This is a genomic window from Alkalicoccus chagannorensis DSM 18086, from assembly GCF_000429725.1.
In the GTDB taxonomy this organism is placed as follows: Bacteria; Bacillota; Bacilli; order Bacillales; family Salisediminibacteriaceae; genus Alkalicoccus; species Alkalicoccus chagannorensis.
On sequence record NZ_AUCK01000001.1, the window covers coordinates 117,624 to 138,842 of the forward strand.

General features: G+C 51.4%; 19 protein-coding genes. All 19 read left to right on the forward strand.

Annotation, left to right across the window (positions count from 1 at the left end; translation table 11 throughout):
- Window positions 1-17: 17 nt before the first annotated feature.
- Window positions 18-2,081: a chemotaxis protein CheA gene (locus G477_RS0100630; RefSeq protein ID WP_026696282.1), complete on the forward strand. Its 2,064-nt coding sequence runs from the start codon at window positions 18-20 to the stop codon at window positions 2,079-2,081.
- 49 nt (window positions 2,082-2,130) lie between these two features.
- Window positions 2,131-2,607 (forward strand): chemotaxis protein CheW, encoded by a 477-nt coding sequence (locus tag G477_RS0100635; protein ID WP_026696283.1) that lies wholly within the window; start codon window positions 2,131-2,133, stop codon window positions 2,605-2,607.
- Window positions 2,607-3,242 carry a chemotaxis protein CheC gene (locus G477_RS0100640; RefSeq protein ID WP_026696284.1) on the forward strand — a complete coding sequence of 212 codons (636 nt, stop codon included), beginning with the start codon at window positions 2,607-2,609 and terminating at the stop codon, window positions 3,240-3,242. Before G477_RS0100635 ends, G477_RS0100640 begins: the two co-directional genes overlap by 1 nt.
- Window positions 3,235-3,723 carry a chemotaxis protein CheD gene (locus G477_RS0100645; RefSeq protein WP_026696285.1) on the forward strand — a complete coding sequence of 163 codons (489 nt, stop codon included), beginning with the start codon at window positions 3,235-3,237 and terminating at the stop codon, window positions 3,721-3,723. The genes G477_RS0100640 and G477_RS0100645 overlap by 8 nt, the downstream gene beginning before the upstream one ends.
- Complete coding sequence (locus G477_RS0100650; protein ID WP_026696286.1) at window positions 3,720-4,031, forward strand: hypothetical protein; 312 nt, start codon at window positions 3,720-3,722, stop codon at window positions 4,029-4,031. The genes G477_RS0100645 and G477_RS0100650 overlap by 4 nt, the downstream gene beginning before the upstream one ends.
- A 2-nt stretch (window positions 4,032-4,033) precedes the next feature.
- Window positions 4,034-4,798, forward strand: a complete 765-nt coding sequence (locus tag G477_RS0100655) for a FliA/WhiG family RNA polymerase sigma factor (RefSeq protein ID WP_026696287.1) — start codon at window positions 4,034-4,036, stop codon at window positions 4,796-4,798.
- Between the two features lie 12 nt (window positions 4,799-4,810).
- Window positions 4,811-6,178, forward strand: a complete 1,368-nt coding sequence (locus G477_RS0100660; RefSeq protein WP_026696288.1) for a flagellar assembly protein A — start codon at window positions 4,811-4,813, stop codon at window positions 6,176-6,178.
- A gap of 52 nt (window positions 6,179-6,230) precedes the next feature.
- Window positions 6,231-6,752 carry a DUF6115 domain-containing protein gene (locus tag G477_RS0100665; protein ID WP_026696289.1) on the forward strand — a complete coding sequence of 174 codons (522 nt, stop codon included), beginning with the start codon at window positions 6,231-6,233 and terminating at the stop codon, window positions 6,750-6,752.
- A 158-nt stretch (window positions 6,753-6,910) separates the two neighbouring features.
- Window positions 6,911-7,609 carry a 30S ribosomal protein S2 gene (gene rpsB / locus G477_RS0100670; protein ID WP_026696290.1) on the forward strand — a complete coding sequence of 233 codons (699 nt, stop codon included), beginning with the start codon at window positions 6,911-6,913 and terminating at the stop codon, window positions 7,607-7,609.
- Between the two features lie 96 nt (window positions 7,610-7,705).
- Complete coding sequence (gene tsf, locus G477_RS0100675) at window positions 7,706-8,587, forward strand: translation elongation factor Ts (protein ID WP_026696291.1); 882 nt, start codon at window positions 7,706-7,708, stop codon at window positions 8,585-8,587.
- 200 nt (window positions 8,588-8,787) lie between these two features.
- A complete protein-coding gene (gene pyrH / locus G477_RS0100680; protein WP_026696292.1) occupies window positions 8,788-9,513 on the forward strand; it encodes a UMP kinase in 726 nt (241 codons plus the stop codon).
- Entirely contained in the window at window positions 9,513-10,070 is a 558-nt protein-coding gene (gene frr, locus G477_RS0100685; protein WP_026696293.1) for a ribosome recycling factor, read from the forward strand. Before pyrH ends, frr begins: the two co-directional genes overlap by 1 nt.
- Before the next feature lie 20 nt (window positions 10,071-10,090).
- Window positions 10,091-10,396: a hypothetical protein gene (locus G477_RS0100690; RefSeq protein ID WP_156897246.1), complete on the forward strand. Its 306-nt coding sequence runs from the start codon at window positions 10,091-10,093 to the stop codon at window positions 10,394-10,396.
- Between the two features lie 97 nt (window positions 10,397-10,493).
- Window positions 10,494-11,258, forward strand: a complete 765-nt coding sequence (locus G477_RS0100695; protein WP_026696295.1) for an undecaprenyl pyrophosphate synthase — start codon at window positions 10,494-10,496, stop codon at window positions 11,256-11,258.
- A 10-nt stretch (window positions 11,259-11,268) separates the two neighbouring features.
- Complete coding sequence (locus G477_RS0100700) at window positions 11,269-12,060, forward strand: phosphatidate cytidylyltransferase (RefSeq protein ID WP_026696296.1); 792 nt, start codon at window positions 11,269-11,271, stop codon at window positions 12,058-12,060.
- A gap of 382 nt (window positions 12,061-12,442) precedes the next feature.
- Entirely contained in the window at window positions 12,443-13,594 is a 1,152-nt protein-coding gene (gene dxr / locus G477_RS0100705) for a 1-deoxy-D-xylulose-5-phosphate reductoisomerase (protein ID WP_026696297.1), read from the forward strand.
- Between the two features lie 33 nt (window positions 13,595-13,627).
- Window positions 13,628-14,884: an RIP metalloprotease RseP gene (gene rseP / locus G477_RS0100710; RefSeq protein WP_026696298.1), complete on the forward strand. Its 1,257-nt coding sequence runs from the start codon at window positions 13,628-13,630 to the stop codon at window positions 14,882-14,884.
- A gap of 83 nt (window positions 14,885-14,967) precedes the next feature.
- On the forward strand, window positions 14,968-16,662 hold the full coding sequence (locus G477_RS0100715) for a proline--tRNA ligase (protein WP_026696299.1): 1,695 nt from the start codon (window positions 14,968-14,970) through the stop codon (window positions 16,660-16,662).
- A gap of 165 nt (window positions 16,663-16,827) precedes the next feature.
- Window positions 16,828-21,123, forward strand: a complete 4,296-nt coding sequence (locus G477_RS0100720; protein ID WP_026696300.1) for a PolC-type DNA polymerase III — start codon at window positions 16,828-16,830, stop codon at window positions 21,121-21,123.
- Window positions 21,124-21,219 lie beyond the last annotated feature (96 nt).

Below are 21,219 nucleotides of genomic sequence, written 5' to 3' on the forward strand. Positions count from 1 at the left end.
TCAGGAGGCGAGTTGTGTTGGAAGGTAATCAGTACTTAGAAATGTTTATAGACGAAAGTACAGAACATCTGCAGGCCGTGAACGACAACCTGCTGAAACTCGAAAATGATCCATCAGATACGATAATTGTCGATGAAATATTCCGATCCGCCCACACGTTGAAAGGAATGGCCGCTACGATGGGGTTTGATGACCTGGCAAGTCTGACACACCAGATGGAAAATGTGCTGGACGGGATACGAAATGATCGCATCACGGCCGGTTCCGATTTGATGGATGTCGTTTTTCAGTCTGTAGACGACCTGGAAGCGATGGTGACAGATATCGCCTCCGGTGGAGAGGGAAAGCGGGACGTTCAGGAAATTGTCGCGCGGCTGGAAGCAATCGAAAAGGGAGAGCAGCCAGCGGCTCAGGCTGAGAAACCGCACGAAGCCCGTTCCTCTGATGCCGGCTCCGCCATGGAGCTCGATGACTTCGAGCTGACGGTTCTCCGCCAGTCTTCAGAGCAGGGCTTCCGGGCTTTTGCAGTGCGCGTCGAACTTTCCAAAGATGTCATTTTAAAAGCAGCAAGAGTGTACATGGTTTTTGAAGTTTTTGAGCAGCTGGGAGAAGTCATCAAAGCAGAACCTTCGGTGGAAGAACTGGAGGATGAGAACTTTGAACTCGACTTTCAGGTGATCCTCATTACGAAAGAGAGTGCCGAGGACATCGAAGGGAAAGTAAACAAAGTCTCGGAAGTACACGCAGTAGAAGTCGAAGCGATGGAGGCAGTCTCTTCCCAAAGGCCTGAGCCGGCAGACAGCGGAACGGAGATCCCAGAAAAGGAAGAGCGGAACAGCGCGATGCCTGAAGAAACATCAGCTCCGCCTGTTCCAGACAGCCCAGCGGCAGCTGAGAAACTGCCCGAACAGAAAGAAGAAAAGACGGCGCCGGCAAGCAAAACGATCCGGGTGAACATCGACCGGCTGGACAGCCTGATGAATCTTTTTGAAGAGCTCGTTATCGACCGCGGCCGCCTGGAGCAGATCTCAAAAGAGATGGAAAACAGCGAACTGACTGAAACGGTGGAACATATGTCACGCATTTCCGGCGATCTGCAGAGCATTATCCTCAACATGAGAATGGTGCCGGTAGAGCAGGTATTCAACCGCTTCCCGCGGATGGTACGCGGGCTCGCAAAAGAACTGAATAAAAAAGTGAATCTCGACATCATTGGAGCGGAAACAGAACTGGACCGGACGGTGATCGATGAAATCGGGGACCCGCTGGTGCACCTGTTACGAAATTCCATTGACCATGGATTAGAGATGCCTGAGGAAAGACGTGCGGCTGGCAAAGAAGAGAAAGGAAACATCACCCTGCGCGCCTATCACAGCGGTAATCATGTCTTTATTGAAGTCTCGGACGACGGTGCCGGCATCAATCGGGACAAAGTATTAAAAAAGGCAATCTCCAGCGGCGTCGTAACGGAAGAAAACGGGGCCTCGCTTACAGACAAGCAGGTATATGAACTTCTTTTCTCGAGCGGACTGAGTACCGCAGATGAAATCTCGGATATCTCCGGCCGCGGAGTCGGACTGGACGTCGTGAAAAACAAAATAGAATCACTTGGCGGAAATGCCGCCGTGGATTCCACGCCGGGCCAGGGCACCCGCTTTTCGATTCAACTGCCGCTCACACTCTCGATCATTTCCGTGATGCTTGTGGAAGTCCAGGAAGAAATTTATGCGGTGCCGCTTTCTTCTATCATCGAAACGGCGATTATCAAAAAAGAAGATATTATGGCAGCTCATAATCAAAAGGTAATTGATTTCCGGGGCAGCGTGGTACCTCTCATTGATATGACCGACTTTTTCGATGTTCCGCGTGTGAAAGAAGAAGATGAATACTATTCCATTGTGATCGTCAGAAAAGGAGAAAAGATGGCTGCCCTGGTCGTCAACTCCTTCATCGGACAGCAGGAGATCGTATTGAAATCGCTCGGAGACTACCTGCAGCAGGTGTTTGCAGTTTCCGGGGCAACCATTCTCGGAAACGGTCAGGTAGCACTGATTATTGACTGCAATGCGCTGATCAAATAACTGCGTTTTTGCTGCACCCGGTGTGCGTCAACTATAAGGAGGTCCAGTGATGAGTGAGAATCCCAATGAAGATAAAAAAGTAATTGTGTTCCAGCTGAAGGATGAAGAATACGGGGTGGAGGTGGAGCAGGTACGTTCCATCGAACGGGTGCAGCATATTACTAGAGTGCCATCGACCCCGGTATTTGTAGAAGGTGTGATTAACCTCCGCGGGGTAGTCACCCCAATCATTGATCTGCGACAACGATTTTCGATCGATAAAGCGGATCATACAGAAACCACGCGAGTGATCATCGTCAGCGTCGGACACATGGATGTTGGTCTGATCGTCGACGCCGCCAACGACGTCATTGATATTCCCGGAAATTCAATCGAACCGCCGCCGGAAGTGGTCGGCGGGGTGGAGGCTGATTACATCAGAGGGGTGGCTAAGCTGGATAAACGGCTCCTGATCCTCTTAAATCTGGAAAAGGTGTTGAATCCGAAAGAGATTGAGGAAGTCCAGCACATGGAGAAGCAGGTATGATGAATCAATTCAGCCGTCTGAATGACATGCATATGGATGTGCTGAAAGAGATCGGAAATATCGGTGCCGCCCATGCTGCAACGGCTCTGTCCACCCTGCTCCAGAAGACGATACACATGCATGTACCCTCCGTGGAGCTCGTCCCGTTTGAGCAGATTGCCGATACCGCCGGCGGAGAGGAAACACTGTCTGCTGCGGTGCTGCTTCGAATCGAAGGGGAAGCACCCGGCAATATGTTCTTTATGATTCCAGCGGAAGAAGCGAATGAACTCGCTGGAAGCATGATCGGCAGATCCGTTGACCTGACTGTCGAACCGATGGATCCGATGGGCGCATCGGCTTTCAATGAAGTAGGGAATATTCTGGCCGGGTCGTATCTTTCAAGTCTCGCGGATTTCACGCGGCTGGATCTGCAGCCGAGCCCGCCTGCTGCTGCCTGTGACATGACGATGGCCCTGCTTTCCTCCGGCTTGATCGAATCTTCCCAGTACGGTGATTATGCTATTGTCATCAACACGAAAATTGAAGAATCGGGTGGAACTGCCGCTTCGGTTCACGGGTATTTTTTTCTGCTTCCTGATCCTGAGTCGCTGGACAAAATTTTTCAAAGTTTAGGAGTTTCTCTGGATGAATAATATCATAAAGGTAGGAATGGCCGATTTACAGTGTGCAGTCCCTCCTAGTACATTGAGAACATCGGGGCTCGGCTCCTGTGTCGGTATTATTATTTATGATGCTCTGAAAAAGACAGCAGTGATGGCTCACATCATGCTGCCGGACTCCGCCATGGCAAAAGACCGTAGTTTCAACCGTTCCAAGTATGCGGATACCGCTGTCGAGGATATGATCAGCTGCATGAAAAAGAAAGGGTCTCCGCTCTACAGTCTGAAAGCAAAAATGGCCGGCGGAGCTCAGATGTTCCAATTTTCATCCAGCAGTGAATCGATGCGGATCGGACCTCGAAACGCCGATGCTGTCCGGCAGCTGCTCCGGCAGCACCGTATAGAAATCGTGTTTGAAGATACAGGCGGAAGCAGCGGCCGGACGATTGAATTTGATCCGTCCACGTCCGTTCTCGAGATCAGAACCGTCAATAAAGGTGTGGTGCAGGTATGACACTCTTTTTACGCATTATTCTCTCCGCCGGCGCAGCCGGAGCCGTGCTCGTTTTTCTCAGTTCCATTTTCGTCAACAGCCCGGAAGTCTCTGCTGTGCGTGCAGGTATCGGGCTGGCGGGGGGAATCGGTGCGGGGGCACTGTTTTATTTGCTGATTCAGCTGATCACCTACGATGCCCGCAGAAGCGGGGAGGCCGATTCGCCTGCAGCGGACCGGCGGCAGGAATCGGAGACGGACGAAGAAGGTGCGCTGGAACAATCCAGCACCCCCGTCGACGACTTTATTGAAGAGCAGGGAGGAAACTGATCATGCATTACGGCGGGGCAGAACTGAAAAAGTACTGGAACAGCTGGCTGGATAACCAGAGTACAGATGCCGCAGACCGGATACTGGAAGCCTATATGCCGTTGGTGGATTATCATGTGCAGCGGATCAAAATCCATCTTCCGAAAAGCATTCGGGCAGATGACCTCCGCAGCCACGGGATGATCGGCCTCTACGATGCTCTGGAAAAATTTGATTCCAGCCGGGATTTGAAATTTGATACGTACGCGTCCTTCCGGATACGTGGAGCTATCATGGACGGTCTGCGCCAGGAAGACTGGCTGCCGCGCTCCGTCCGTGACCGGGCGAAAAAGGTGGATCAGGCGGTCGAAAAACTGGAACAGCGGCTTGGAAGAAACGCGTCGCCTGAAGAGGTCGCGGAAGAAACCGGGCTGAAGACGAGCGATGTGCTGCAGACGATGAATGACTCCTTCTTTTCCCACCTTCTCTCGATCGATGAATCAACCGGCAGTGAAGACGGAGAAGAAACGTATGCTTCGGTGATTGCCGACCAGAAATCGGCAGCGCCGGAGGATTCCCTTCTCTTCGAAGCTTCCCGGCAGGAGCTGGCTGAGAGAATCAAGCAGCTGAACGAAAAAGAACAGCTCGTGATCGCTTTGTTTTATCAGGAAGAAATGACGCTCACCGAAATCGGAGAAATAATGGGCCTGTCTACTTCCCGTATATCCCAGATTCACTCGAAATGTATCTATAAATTAAAACATTTTTATGCTGATGCACAAGACTAGGGGGCCGCTGTGATGGATCTGCATGACTATTATGATGTTCACATACGAGAGGACCGGCTTGCAGCTGAATTGAGGCAGCTGGCAAAAGTGGATGACGATCAGCGACCGCAAGTAGAGGAGCTGAGAGCCTTTTTATCCTCCTGCGGTGTGACAGAAGGCATCCGGACAGAGGCACTGGAACAGGCAGCAGCACAGGATTTATCCGAGCCGATCACCGCTGCGGAAGGTACGCCTGCCGAAAAGGGCAAAGATGCCGAGCTCTGGACGATTCTGCAGGAAAGTGCGCCTGTGGAAGGCCGAAAGGAACAGAATGACACGATTGATCTGCGGGAAGTGATACGCATCCCTACCGTTGAACCGGGGGACATCGTTGGACGGAAAATACCAGCTGAAGCAGGGAAACCGGGAATCCGAGTGGATGGAAGCACCATTGAACCAAAGGATGGAAAAGACCTGACGCTCCGTCCCGGCAAAAATACGGTGCTCGACGAGAGCGGGATGGCCATCAAGGCGGATAAACCGGGGCAGGTCTCGCAGGATGCAAAGACGGTTCACGTCTACAACGTGTTTGAAGTACAGGGAGATCTGGACTTAAAGACGGGGAATATCGAATTTAATGGAAACGTTGTCATCAGAGGAATGGTTCCAGAAGGATTCAAGGTAAAAACACGAGGGGATATCCGTGTGGAAGGCACCGTCGAAGGAGCGTTCCTGGAAGCCGAAGGATCTATATACATACGGCAGGGCATTGTCGCACAGGGACAGGGCTCTGTGACGGCACAGGGCGATCTTCATGCCGGCTTTTTAAACCAGGCGGTTGTAACGGTCGGCGGCAGTGTACATGTGGAAAAAACGATACTGCACAGCCAGGTCAGCTGCAGCGGGATGGTGGAGTGCCGAAGCATTGTCGGAGGGCATGTGTCCGGCGGAATGGGCATAACAGTGCAGGAAGTCGGGAACAAAATGCATTCGCCGACATCGCTTTATGTTGGTGTCAGCCGACAGACAAAGGAAGCAGAAAAAGCATATGAATCACAGATGGAAGAATCCGGTGATACAGAAAAGAAGCTGCTTGTACTAAAGCAGGCACTGGAGAAAAAGCGTCAGGTGAAACCACTGTCAGAAAAAGAGCAGCAGTCTTTGGATAAAGTGGAGACGTCGCTGAAGGAAGTGGAGCTGATGCGTCAAAAGGCTGCTGAGCATCTGGAGAAGATCACCGAGGTGAAGCAGAACTTTGACGAGAAGTTCGTTACCATACATAAAACGTGTTTTCCGAACACCGATATCCACTTCGGCAAGTACCGCAGAAAAGTAACGATGCAGACGGAGCGGGTGAAATTCTTTATTGAAAATGGAGAAATTTCCTTCTCCCAGCTGTAGCCGTGTTATAATCGCCATGCAAGCAACCTCCCGGAGAAAAGGAAGGATAATCATGATTTACCTACTGCTGATCAGTCTCTTTCTTCATATTCTCACGTTCCTCGCATTCATTGTTTTGTATAAACGCCAGGAAACCCATCAGCCCGGTCATTATGAACAGCAGATGCGTGAAATCGAAGACATGATGATCTCCTATACCGCTGAAATGAAAGAGAACAACGAGAAACTGCTGCGCCGGTTTCAGGCTGAAAAAGCAGAAATCAGAAAAGAACAGACGGTCTCATCTGCTCCGCAGGAATCGAACGTTCCTTATTATCCACCGCTTCATGCAGTGGAGAAGGATCTGCACATTTTGAATGGAGCTGCACAGACGTACGCTCCTCCGAAACAGCCGGCGGCACCTGCTGTCTACACGCCGCCCGAGCCGGCGGAACCGGAAGCAGAAACGGCCGAAATGAGCACACAGTCGAAGGTGCTTCAGCTGCATGCAGAGGGGAAAAATGAACAGCAGATTGCTAAAGAGCTCGGGATCGGTGCTGGTGAAGTGGAGCTGCTTGTGAAATTCCACCAGTAATTTTGCTGTTTTTATTGCAGAAGATGCCCGCTCTATGGTATATTTCATGATGGTGTTAAAGCACACACGGTTCCGGACAGAAGAAAGGGTGCCCAAGCGGGTCTTTCGCCTGAATGAACGGACCGGAGGATAAAAAACCAAAACAGGAGGTGGAGGAAATGGCAGTGATTTCCATGAAACAGCTTCTTGAAGCTGGGGTGCATTTCGGTCACCAGACTCGACGCTGGAACCCGAAAATGGATCGCTACATTTTCACAGAAAGAAACGGTATTTACATTATTGACCTGCAGAAGACGGTCAAGAAAGTAGACGAGGCGTTCAACTTTGTCCGCGACCTCGCGGCACAGGGCGGCACTGTTCTTTTCGTTGGTACGAAAAAGCAGGCGCAGGACTCTGTAGCAGAAGAAGCGGAGCGCGCAGGGATGTACTACATCAACCAGCGCTGGCTCGGCGGAACGCTTACAAACTTTGAAACCATCCGCAAGCGTATCGCTCGTCTGAAGCAGCTTGAGCAGATGGAGGAAGACGGCACATTTGATGTCCTTCCGAAAAAAGAAGTTGTTCTTCTTAGAAAAGAAATGGAAAGACTTGAAAAGTTCCTTGGTGGTATCAAGGAAATGGACAAGCTTCCGGATGCCCTGTTCATCATCGATCCTCGTAAAGAGCGAATCGCAGTTGCAGAGGCACACAAGCTTGAAATTCCTATCGTAGGAATTGTCGATACAAACTGTGACCCGGATGAAATTGATTACGTCATCCCAGGTAACGATGACGCGATCCGAGCAGTACGACTTCTAACTGCCAAGATGGCTGATGCAATCATCGAAGCCAACCAGGGTGAAGAAACTACAGCGTAACGATTCAAAGGGTGATAGAGGGGCTGACCCTTTATCACCCTTTTTTTAAAGAAGCACAGCTCAGGCATGTGGAACTATTAAAGGAGGAATAAAACAATGGCTATTACAGCAGGAATGGTAAAGGAACTTCGCGAGAAAACAGGCGCGGGAATGATGGACTGCAAAAAAGCACTAAACGAAACAGACGGAGATATGGAAAAAGCAGTTGACTTTCTTCGTGAGAAAGGTATTTCCAAAGCAGCGAAAAAAGCCGACCGTGTTGCAGCTGAAGGACTTGCGCACATCGTGCAGGACGGCAGCCGTGCGGTCATCGTGGAAATCAATGCGGAAACCGACTTCGTTGCGAAAAACGAAAATTTCATCACGATGGTTGATACCCTCGCCAAGCACGTGCTCACCAATCAGCCTGCAGATGTAGACGAAGCGCTGGCGCAGGAATTTGCAGGAGAAGAAGCTACGCTGCAGGATTATATCAACTCCCAGATCGCAACAATCGGAGAGAAAATTTCTCTGCGTCGTTTCGAAATTGTCGATGCTGCTGATAACGAGAAGCTCGGCGCCTACATCCACATGGGTGGACGCATCGGCGTTCTCGCAGTGCTTGACGGTGCGGATGAGCAGACAGCGAAAGACATCGCGATGCACGTCGCTGCCATCAATCCGAAGTACGTCAGCCGCGATGCTGTCTCGGAAGAAGAGATTGACCGTGAGCGCGAAGTATTGAAGCAGCAGGCGATGAACGAAGGCAAGCCGGAGAACATCGTCGAAAAGATGGTAGAAGGCCGCCTGAGCAAGTACTTTGAAGAAATCTGCCTGAACGAACAGGCTTTCGTCAAAGACGGCGATCAGAAGGTTGCTGACTATGTGAAAGCACAGGGCGGTTCCGTGAAGACCTTCTATCGTTATGAAGTCGGCGAAGGCATGGAAAAGAAAGAAGACAACTTCGCAGAAGAAGTTATGTCTCAAGTGAAAAAGTAATTAGTCGCAGAGGCCGTCTCATCAAGGTATTGAGACGGCCTTGAGAGCGATTAGGAAGCCGGGCGCTCGATGGATGAACACTGCTGACAGTGGAGGCGCCGAGACGACGGTCTTCACGAGAAGCAGCATGCTCAGCGTCCCGCTGATGTGATGAAAGGTATTGAATAAACGCAGATGAAAGTTTGCTGATGGAGGGGACTATGGAGCGTGCAGCCTACAAACGAATTGTACTGAAGCTGAGTGGGGAAGCACTTGCAGGTGAGCAGGGGTACGGCATTGATCCTGACATGATACAGTCAATCGCCGATCAGGTGAAAGAACTTCATGAAATGGGTGTGGAAGTAGCCATCATTGTCGGCGGCGGAAACATCTGGAGAGGCATGGCCGGCAGCGCCAAAGGGATGGACCGTGCCACAGCCGATTACATGGGCATGCTTGCAACGGTCATGAACTCGCTCGCCCTGCAGGACAGCCTTGAAAATACCGGCGTACAGACCCGCGTGCAGACATCGATTGAAATGCGTCAGGTGGCAGAGCCTTATATCCGGCGAAGAGCGATTCGTCATCTGGAGAAAAAGCGCGTTGTTATCTTTGCTGCGGGAACAGGAAACCCGTACTTTTCCACCGATACAACCGCTGCGCTGAGAGCTGCTGAAATTGAAGCAGATGTCATCTTAATGGCGAAGAATAACGTTGACGGCGTGTATGACGCCGACCCGTCTACGAATGAGAATGCCAAAAAATACGAAGAACTGACGTATCTGGACATTTTAAAAGATGGTCTCGCCGTCATGGATTCGACAGCATCATCGCTCTGTATGGACAACAATATTCCACTTCTGGTATTCTCGATTGCAGAGAAAGGAAATATCCGCAGAGCAGTTGCGGGCGAAGAGATTGGAACGATTATAAGGGGGCAGTCCTAATGTCAAAAGCCGTGTTTGCAGATGCAAAAGAAAAAATGAACAAATCCATTGATGCTTTCACTAGAGAACTATCCACCATCCGTGCCGGACGCGCGAACCCGTCCCTGCTGGACCGGGTTCAGGTGGAGTACTACGGAGCCCTGACGCCGCTGAATCAGCTGGCTAGTGTTTCCGTACCGGAAGGCCGGACACTGATGGTAACGCCTTTCGATAAGTCGGCAATGCAGAATATTGAGAAAGGGATCCAGAAAGCAGATCTCGGTCTCTCCCCGAACAACGACGGTAACGTCATCCGGATTTCGATTCCTGCACTGACAAATGAGCGCCGGGCAGAGCTCATCAAGATTATCGGCAGATATGCGGAAGAAGCAAAAGTAGCGGTCCGTAACGTTCGTCGAGAAGCGAACGATGAACTGAAAAAAATGCAGAAGAACAATGAGCTGACTGAAGATGACCTGAAGCGGAACCAGGAAGAAATCCAGAAGCTGACGGACAGCTCGATCTCCACCATCGACGAATATGCAAAGAATAAAGAAGCAGAAGTAAAAGAAGTCTAAAGCGGGGACCAGAAAAAGGCATGGACTCCATGCAGGTTCTCTTCAGCCGGCATAACGGCTGTACGTGGTTTACCCATCCGTCAGAAGTGTCCTGCTTCTGGCGGATTTTTCATGGCACAGGCTTGCAGCTGATGTCCTGGATCGGGGATGGATGCAGCCGATGCCTCGTCAGCAAGAGGCACGCGGTGACCGCTGCAGAGCGGCATCGGCTCCGCGGGCCGAAGAACGGCTCCCTCGAAGAGCACAGTGCTCTGGTGGATCCGCAGCAAAAGGAGCGGGGGAAGCTGCAGAAGTCGTTTCTTTCGGCAGAGGGTCTCTATGAATGATCAGAAGGAAATTCAGTTTTCTATGTTATCCAATTCCGGTAAACATGGTAGAATAAGAGCGGGCGAATGAAGTCGAAGCAATTTGGGGGATATAGATATGCTGAATAAACTGATCAAAAAGCGAAAAGGACTGGATGAAGCAGATGAGGCATCGCTTTTAGAGGAAAAGGTGCCTGACCATATTGCTATAATTATGGATGGAAACGGCCGTTGGGCAAAGCAGCGCGGCATGCCGAGAGTGGCAGGACACCGCGAAGGCATGAGTGTGATTCGTTCCATCGTCCAGGCCGGGAGCCGGCTGGGCGTGAAGACGATGACGCTCTACGCTTTCTCCACGGAAAATTGGAAGCGGCCACGCACGGAAGTGGATTTCCTGATGCGTCTGCCAGAGCGGTTTTTAAGTGTGGAACTGCCGAAGATGATGGAAGATAACGTGATCGTCCGCATCACTGGTGATGTACATAAACTCCCGCAGTATACTCAGGATGCTGTGCATAGAGCCGTTCATGAAACGAGTGGAAACACCGGCATGATTTTAAATTTTGCGCTTAATTACGGCAGCCGTTCCGAGATTCTGGACGCCTTTCACGCGATGTATGAAGATGTGGAAGCAGGTGTCATAGCGAAAGAGGATGTATCGGAAGCGCTCGTTTCTGACTACTTAATGACGAACGGGCTTCGGGAACCGGATTTACTGATCCGTACAAGTGGAGAGAAGCGCCTGAGTAATTTCATGCTCTGGCAGCTCGCCTATTCAGAGTTCTGGTTTACCGATGTCCTCTGGCCGGATTTCACACCGGAACATTTGAAAGAGGCGATCGAAGCATACCAGCAGAGGCAGCGCCGTTACGGCGGAGTATAGGAGGGGTTTTGTGAAACAACGGATTATAACCGGCGTCATTGCCGGGGGCGGCTTTCTTGCCGTGCTGTTCGCCGGCGGTATTTTTTTCACCATTTTGGTCGTTCTGCTGGCGCTGATCGGCATATATGAATTGATGAAAATGAAACACATTCAGCCGCTGTCGCTGCGTGGCGGCATCGGTTTTTTATTTGTCCTGCTGCTTGTTCTGCCGGATGCTTGGCTGGAGGCAGGATTATGGCAGGTGGAACGGCTCGAACTATTTCTTCTGCTCGTCATCGTCATGCTCTCTTTAACCGTGTTGACAAAGAACATGTTTACATTCGATGAAGCAGGATTTATGGTGCTCGGCTCTGTATACATCGGCTTCGGCTTTCATTACTTTATGCAGGCCCGCTTTCTCGACAATGGACTGGAGCTTGTTTTTCTCGTTCTCTTTCTTGTCTGGGCAACAGATACAGGGGCCTACTTTGCGGGAAGAACACTTGGAAAACATAAGCTGTGGCCGGAGATCAGTCCGAAAAAAACGATCGAAGGATCGCTCGGCGGCATCGTGCTTGCTTTCCTCGTCGGGTTTATTTACACAGCCTTTTTCCCGGTCTTTGGCTCAGCACTGGTGCTGACGTTGTGTGTTCTCGTTGTCAGTACAGCAGGACAGCTTGGAGACCTTGTGGAATCTGCGTTTAAACGGCATTATGCAGTGAAAGATTCCGGACAGGTGCTTCCGGGCCACGGCGGCATTCTGGACCGGTTTGACAGCTTGATTTTCGTGATGCCGATTCTATATCTTTTCGGGTTTCTATAATGCGTATCGATGATGCATGGTCGTCCGCGGTATCCTTTGCGGCAGCGTGTTCTGGTGCTTTGTTATAAAGAAGAGCTCCAGCATGCTCTGCCGGACAGCGTATAAAACTACCGTCTTCGGCTGCGGCTGGGCTTCACGTGGCGCTCTGTGATAGAGAACTGGTTTCACTTGTTCTCTTTGCAGGAAGCGAAACCTGCGGGCATCGCGACTAAAAAGGACCGGGTCAGGCTGGAGGCATTCCGTGGAAGGGAAGAAGGTCCGCGTGGGGCCCTCTTGATGGAGGGCAGAAACGCCGATACTGTGAACAAGCTGTACCATACGCGATCCGTGAGAAATCCCGGAGTACCAACTTTGAAGAACAGCAGCATACAGGAGGAATAGCATGAAAAGACAGATACATTTGCTGGGGGCGACTGGTTCGATCGGTGAACAGACGCTGGATGTCATCCGCTCGCATCCGGAGCATTTTGAGCTCGTATCCATGGCCTTCGGGTCCAACCTCGATAAAGGAGCAGCTGCAGCGGAGGAGTTCAGACCGTCCCTTATCGCGTGCTTTGATGAGCCTACAGCACAGGAACTGCGTCAGCGGCTGCGCTATAAGCCGGAGATCACGGTCGGTTCCGATGGACTTCATGCGTGTGCCGAAGCCGGAAAACCCGGTGACGTTCTCGTTAACGCGGTCATGGGAAGTGTCGGACTGGGGCCGACGCTGAAGGCGATCGAAAAAGGCATTGATATTGCCATTGCCAACAAAGAAACGCTTGTTACCGCAGGTCATCTAGTCATGGCTGCACAGAAAAAAACCGGGGTACGTCTGGCACCGGTCGATAGTGAACACTCTGCCATTGCACAATGCCTCCACGGCGAGAAAAAAGATGTATCCAAGCTGATTCTCACTGCTTCTGGCGGCAGTTTCCGCGACCGCACAAGGAAGGAGCTGGAAGGAGTGAAAGTGGAAGAGGCACTCAATCATCCGAACTGGAGCATGGGTGCTAAAATCACGATAGATTCAGCCACGATGATGAACAAAGGTCTGGAAGTGATTGAAGCCCACTGGCTGTTCGATCAGCCGTATGATAATATCGATGTGATTCTTCACAAGGAGAGCATTATCCACTCTATGGTCGAATACGTCGACGGCAGTGTGCTGGCCCATCTCGGGACACCGGATATGCGGGTGCCGATTCAATATGCGCTTACGGAGCCTTCCCGGCTTGCGGTCTCCGGGTCAGAGAGGTTAAAATTATGGGAGGTAGGCGCTCTGCACTTTCAGCCGATGGACTACGAACGATTCCGTGCTCTTCAGCTGGCGATTGATGCAGGCCGTACCGGAGGTTCAGCTACAGCCGTGCTTAATGCTGCAAATGAACAGGCGGTAGCGCTGTTTCTCGATAATAAAATGACCTTTCTTGATATTGACCGCGTTGTCGAACGTGCGCTGGAAAGGCACAACGTGATCTCTGAACCATCGCTGGAAGACATTCAGAGCGTGGATCAGGAGATACGGGAAGAAATCATCCGTACTTACGCCTGATGGCCTCACGTATGGAAAAGGTGGGTAACATACATGGGAACACTATTAGCTGTCATCGTCATTTTCGGTCTGCTGGTTTTTATACACGAGTGGGGACACCTTATTTTCGCCAAACGGGCCGGCATCCTCTGCCGGGAGTTTGCGATTGGGTTCGGGCCGAAAATATTCAGCTTTGACCGCAACGAAACGACGTACACCATCCGCGCACTCCCGCTGGGGGGATTCGTCCGGATGGCCGGGGAAGATCCGGAACTTGTACAGATCAAGCCCGGCTATGAAGTCGGTCTTATTTTTAATGACGACGAGAAAGTCGAGAAACTGATTATTAACAACAAATCGAAGTACCCGGACTGCCATGTCCTTCAGGTCGAAAGAATTGACATGGAAGATGAACTTTTCATTAAAGGATTCAACGTCGATGAAGAGCTGGTAACCTACGAACTGGACCGGCAGGCGGTGTACGTCTACGATGAGAAAGCGACACAGATTGCACCGAAGGACCGTCAGTTTTCATCCAAGACCGTCGGGCAGCGGGCGCTGGCTATCTTCGCTGGTCCTGCGATGAATTTTGCGCTTGCTGTCGTCGTGCTGATTCTCTACGCTGCGGTGGCCGGCCTCCCGGTCAATGAATCGCTCGTCGGTGACGTGGCAGACGATGGGCCCGCCGTGGAAGCTGGTCTGGAGCCTGGAGACCGGATTACAGAAATCAACGGCGAGTCCGTCACTACCTGGGAAGACATGACTTCCATTATCCAGCAGCTTCCAAACGAGGAAGTGGCACTGGAAGTCGACCGTGGCGGTGAGACGTTCGAGGCAGAAATGACTGCCGATGAACGGGAGATACCGGAAGCGGATAACATCGGTGTTATCGGAGTAATGGCGCCGACAGAACGTTCGATAACCGGCGCGCTGGCTTTTGGGTTCACCGAAACCTATCAGTATACGACGCTGATTCTGGAAGCTCTCGGTATGCTCGTAACAGGGCAGTTCAGTCTCGATGCGCTTGCCGGCCCGGTCGGAATTTATGACTATACGGGCGAAGTTGCTGCAATGGGACTTCTGATGCTGTTTCAATGGGCAGCGATCCTGAGTGTTAATCTCGGTATCATCAACCTGCTGCCGCTGCCGGCTCTGGATGGAGGACGCCTCCTCTTCATTGGTCTCGAAGCGGTTCGCGGAAAGCCGGTGGATCCGCAGAAAGAGGGCATGGTCCATCTCGTCGGCTTTGCACTGCTGATGCTTTTAGTGATCGCTGTAACCTGGAATGACATTAATCGTCTCTTTATGTAGCATATGAATAAACAGGAAACCATGATTGATAATAGACGGTGTCCGTCGAACGGCGGGCACCGGAAAAACGAGGTGGCTTGACGTTGAAACAATCAACTTTTTTTGTACCAACCCTCCGTGACACACCGAGCGGAGCAGACATTATCAGCCATCAGCTGATGCTGAGAGCCGGTATGATGAGACAGAACGCTGCCGGCGTCTATTCCTTTCTCCCGCTGGGCTGGAAAGCGCTTAGAAAAGTAGAGCAGATTGTCCGCGAGGAAATGGACAAAGCAGGCGCTCAGGAAATGTTCATGCCTTCGATCCAGCCTGCGGAGCTCTGGAAGGAATCGGGGCGCTGGGAAGCATACGGCGAAGAATTGATGCGTTTAAAAGACCGGCACGGCCGGGAGTTTGCCCTGGGTCCGACCCACGAGGAAGTCATTACCTCCCTGGTCCGGGATGAGGTGCGTTCGTATAAGGAACTTCCGAAAATGATGTATCAGATTCAGACGAAATTCCGCGATGAACGCCGGCCGAGGTTCGGTGTGCTGCGGGGCCGGGAATTCCTAATGAAAGACTGCTATTCTTTTGACCGTGATTTCGAGGGCCTTGACCAGTCCTACATGACGATGTACGAAGCATACAACAACGTCTTCCAGCGTCTTCACCTTAATTTCCGCGCGGTCAAAGCTGACTCCGGAGCAATGGGTGGAAAGGATACCCATGAGTTTATGGTACTGTCCGACATTGGTGAAGATACGATCGCTTATTCCGATGGATCAGATTTCGCTGCCAATATCGAGATTGCTCCGGTGAATACCGTCTACAGCCAGTCCGGCGAAGCACGGGAAGAAATGGCTAAAGTACATACACCGGCAGCAGGCTCCATCGATGAAGTCACGGCGTTTTTGCAGACGGAAGCATCCCGCTGTATCAAATCGATGCTTTTTGATGTGGATGGAACGCTGACATTGATTCTTGTCCGCGGGGATCATGACGTGAATGAAATAAAAGTAAAACATGAACTGCACGCGGAACACGTCGAATTGGCGTCCGAAGAGCAGACGAAAGCTGCGCTCGGAACACCACCCGGATTCGCCGGACCGGTGTCGATCTCCAGTGACCTGCCCGTCCACGCAGACCATGCAGTAGAAGCTGTCGTAAACGGAATCTGTGGTGCCAATGAGCAGGACTACCATTTTCAGCACGTACAGCCAGGCAGAGACTTCACTGTTACTGCCTATGGAGACTTCCGTACGATTCAGGAAGGGGATCCTTCTCCGGACGGGAAAGGGACCATCCGGTTTAAAGAGGGGATTGAAGTCGGCCACGTGTTCAAGCTCGGCACAAAATACAGCGAGGCACTCGGAGCAACGTATTTAAATGAGCAGGGCCGGGCGGCACCGATCGTTATGGGTTCCTACGGGATTGGCGTATCGAGAACCCTCGCGGCAGTCATTGAACAACATCACGATGAGAACGGCATCGTATGGCCGGAAGATATTGCTCCTTTTGATGTGCACGTGATTGCGATTAATGCGAAACAGGAGGAACAACTCAAGCTTGGAGAAGATATATACGAACAGCTCCGCCGGGCTGGTCTGGATGTGCTGTTCGATGACCGTCCGGAGCGAGCCGGAGTCAAGTTTAAGGATGCCGACCTGATTGGTATACCAGTGAGAATCCAGGTCGGTAAGCGGGCGGCCGAAGGGATAGTCGAAGTGAAGAACCGCCGGACCGGCGAAGTGAGAGAGCTGTCAGCCAGTGAGGCCGTTGCAGAGCTGACGGGGAAATAAACAGCTGGCAGAAAGCCGGTTCAGAGGGATTGCTCCTTACTGGATCCAGCCCCGTGAGAAATCCCGTCAGATCTTCCACTGGCGGGATTTTGCCATTCTCGGCTGCTGCTGTCTCTTTTCTCCGATTTCCATCGAAAGAGCTACATCTTGAAAAGAGGTGCGTGCATGACTACTGACCGTGAACAACGCAAAGAACGATTCCGCCTGCTGATGTCCCAGGTGCAGATGCCGGATGATTTTATGACGAGCTATGCCTCGGATGCCTGGATTGAAAAACTGGAGATTTATCAGGCAGAGAAGAAATGGCACCTGCACTTGATGATGCCGGATGTGCTGCCGTTTCCTGCGTTTGAACTGCTGGAATCAAGACTCGTACAGGGGCTGCAGCACATTGCGGATGTGCACGTGTATGTGCGCACAGAAAATCAGCACTTGGCGGAGGAACGGCTGGAGAGTTACTGGCCTTATTTCGTCGAGAGGCTGCGCCCTTTTACAAACGGACTGATTCAGCGTCTAGAATCCCAGGTACCGGTGTTATCCGGCATGAAACTGCAGATAGCTGTCACGAATGAAGCAGAGGCGGAAATTTTGAAGCGGCGTGTCGAAGGACCGCTTCACCAGCTCCTTGCCCGGACGGGGTTCCCCTCCTACCGGATCGAGACTACCGTAAAAGAATCTGCGGAAGATATTCAGCAGTTCCAAAAACAAACGGAAGAAGAAGATCATAACAAAGTAGTCGAAGCGATGATGGAAAAGAAAAAGCAGCAGGATGAGAACGGAGAAACGAAAGAAGTCAAAGCTGTGACGATCGGTGCGGAAATCAAAGAGAGTCCGGTGACGATTGCTTCCGTACAGGAAGAAGAAAGAAACATGGTGCTGCAGGGCTATGTGTTTGAAGCGGAGACGAGAGAGCTGCGGAGCGGAAGGACCTTGCTGACCTTCAAAATCACCGACTATACGGACTCCATGCTGATTAAAATGTTTTCGAACGAAAAAGAAGATGTGCCGCTCATGGAGGCGGTGAAACCGGGAATCTGGCTGAAGGTGAAGGGGAACGTACAGGCTGATAACTTTATTCAGGACTTGACGATGATGGCCCGGAGCGTCAGGGAAGTGAAGCCCGCACGGAAAGAAGATCTCGCTGAAAAGAAACGGGTGGAGCTCCACCTGCACACGACGATGAGCCAGATGGATGCAGTGAACAACATCGGTGATTACGTAAAACAGGCCAAGGCCTGGGGCCACACAGCAATTGCGCTGACGGATCACGCCGGAGCCCAGGCGTTTCCAGATGCCTATGCAGCTGCAGAAAAAAATGACATGAAGATGATTTACGGTGTGGAAGCGAACCTAGTCGATGATGGCGTTCCGATTGCCTATAATGCCTCGGACCGGTCGTTGAAAGAAGACACGTATGTTGTATTTGATGTGGAAACTACCGGACTCTCCGCTGTCTATAACAAAGTGATTGAACTTGCGGCTGTGAAAATCCAAAACGGAGAAGTGGTCGATTCATTCGAGTCTTTCGCCGATCCAGGAGAACCGCTGTCTGCCACGATTACAAATCTGACAGGTATCACAGATGACATGGTGCGGGGAGAGCCTGAACCGGGAGAGGTACTCCAGCAGTTCAAGGAGTGGTCCGGGGACGATGTGCTCGTCGCCCATAACGCCAGTTTTGATATGGCTTTTTTAAACGCAGGCTACCAGCGTATTGGTCTGGAGAAGGCGCATAACCCGGTTATTGATACGCTGGAACTTGGACGGCTTCTGTATCCGCATTTCAAAAATCATCGGCTGAATACGCTCTGTAAAAAATTCAATATTGAACTTGTGAGTCATCACCGTGCGATTTATGATGCAGAAGCAACCGGACATCTTCTGTGGAAAATGATCAAGGACTGCCTGGAAAAAGGAATCACGGTGCATCGGGATCTGAACGAACAAGGTTCTTCCGACGATTACAAAAAGCAGCGCCCTGTTCACTGTACGATTTACGCTCAGAACAAAGAAGGATTGAAGCATCTGTATGAGCTGATTTCCAAGGCACATATCGATTATTTCCACCGCGTGCCGAGACTGCCGAGGTCCGTGATCGAGAAGCTGCGCGGTGGTCTGCTGATCGGATCCGCCTGCGACAATGGGGAAGTATTCGATGCTATCATGCAGAAAGGTCTGGAGGAAGCGAAAGAAACAGCTGCTTTTTATGATTTTCTGGAGGTGCAGCCGCCTTCCAACTACCAGCACTTGATCGAAAAAGACATTCTGCGCGATGAGCTTGCTGTAAAAGACATCATCAAAGAAATGGTGAAGCTCGGTGAAGAGACCGGCAAACCCGTCTGTGCTACAGGCAATGTTCATTATCTCCATAAGGAAGACTGGATCTACAGAAAAATTCTTATTGCCTCTCAGGGAGGGGCTAATCCGCTGAACAGGCAGCGGCTGCCGGAAGTACATTTCCGTACGACCGACGAGATGCTGCAGGCCTTCTCATTTCTATCGGAGGAAAAGGCAGCGGAGATCGTCGTAGATAATACGAACGCCGTAGCCGACCGGATCGATCACATCAAGCCGATTCCCGATGACCTGTATACGCCTCATATCGAGGGTGCAGATGAGGAGATGCGTCAGCTCTGCTACGACCGGGCGAAATCCCTCTACGGGGAGGAGCTTCCGCAGCTGGTCATCGATCGTCTGGAAAAAGAGCTCACTTCCATTATTTCCAACGGGTTCTCTGTTATTTATCTGATTTCACAAAAGCTCGTGAAGAAGTCGTTGAACGACGGATATCTTGTCGGATCACGAGGGTCCGTCGGTTCCAGTTTTGTAGCGACGATGACGGAAATCACGGAAGTCAATCCACTCCCGCCGCATTACGTCTGCCCTTCATGCCGGCATTCGTACTTCTTTAACGATGGCAGCGTCGGCTCGGGCTTTGATCTTCCCGATAAAGACTGTGAATCATGTGGGACACCGTACAATAAAGATGGCCATGACATTCCTTTTGAAACGTTTCTCGGATTCAAAGGCGATAAAGTTCCCGACATCGATTTGAACTTCTCTGGTGAGTACCAGCCGGTAGCCCACAATTATACGAAAGAACTGTTCGGTGAAGATTATGTCTATCGTGCCGGGACGATCGGGACTGTCGCTGAGAAGACAGCATACGGATTTGTGCGCGGATATGAAAACGATGAAGAAATGCAGCTGCGTGGAGCGGAAATCGACCGGCTCGTGCAGGGCTGCACAGGAGTGAAGCGGACGACTGGTCAGCACCCGGGCGGCATCATCGTCGTCCCTGATCATCTGGACATTTATGACTTCTCTCCGATTCAGTTTCCCGCAGACGACCGCGAGTCGGAATGGAAAACAACGCACTTTGACTTCCATTCGATTCATGACAACCTGCTGAAGCTTGATATTCTCGGCCACGATGACCCGACCGTCATCCGCATGCTCCAGGATTTAAGCGGAATGGATCCGACAACGATTCCGGTGGATGATCCGGAAGTGTTTAAGCTGTTCAGCGGTACGGAATCTTTAGGAGTGACGGAAGAACAGATTATGTGCAAAACGGGCACATACGGCATTCCGGAGTTCGGTACAAGATTCGTCCGGCAGATGCTGGAGGAAACAAAACCATCCACGTTCAGTGAACTCGTCCAGATCTCCGGGCTTTCCCACGGAGCTGATGTGTGGCTCAATAACGCAGCAGATCTGATCGCTGCCGGCACGTGTGAGCTGAAAGACGTCATCGGCTGCCGGGATGACATCATGGTCTACTTGATGTATAAAGGGCTCGATCATCCGCTTGCATTCAAAATCATGGAGTTTGTGAGGAAAGGGCGCGGCCTGGAGCAGGAGTGGATCGACGAAATGAAGAAGCACGGGGTGCCGGACTGGTACATCGGCTCGTGCCTGAAAATCAAGTACATGTTCCCGAAAGCCCACGCAGCGGCCTATGTCCTGATGGCTGTCCGCATTGCATATTTCAAAGTGCATGAACCGCTCATGTTTTATGCGGCGTACTTTACCGTCCGGGCCGATGATTTCGATCTGGATACCATGGTACGCGGATCAGCTTCGATCCGCAGTGTGATCGAAGACATTCATGGCAAAGGGCTGGACGCTTCGCCGAAAGAAAAAAGTCTCGTGACGGTGCTGGAACTGGCGCTGGAAATGTGCGAGCGCGGGTATGCTTTCCAGAAAGTAGACTTGTACGAATCGAAAGCAACCGAATTCCAGGTGAAAGACGGAGGGCTTCTGCCGCCGTTCAATGCGGTCACCGGTGTTGGAACCAACGCTGCGATTGCGATTGAGAAGGCTCGAGCGGATGGAGAATTCCTCTCGAAAGAAAACCTGCGTGAGCGCACGAAGGTGACGAAAAGTGTCATCGAGAAGCTGGACGAGCACGGATGTCTCGAAGGGCTTCCCGATTCTAATCAGCTCTCGCTCTTCTAAGACCGGCGCCGGTTTGCATCACACTCGGCGCTGTGGTATTATAATGACAGACAGCGCGATACGACCGGACCGAAAGAGTGGGAGCTTCCCACTCTT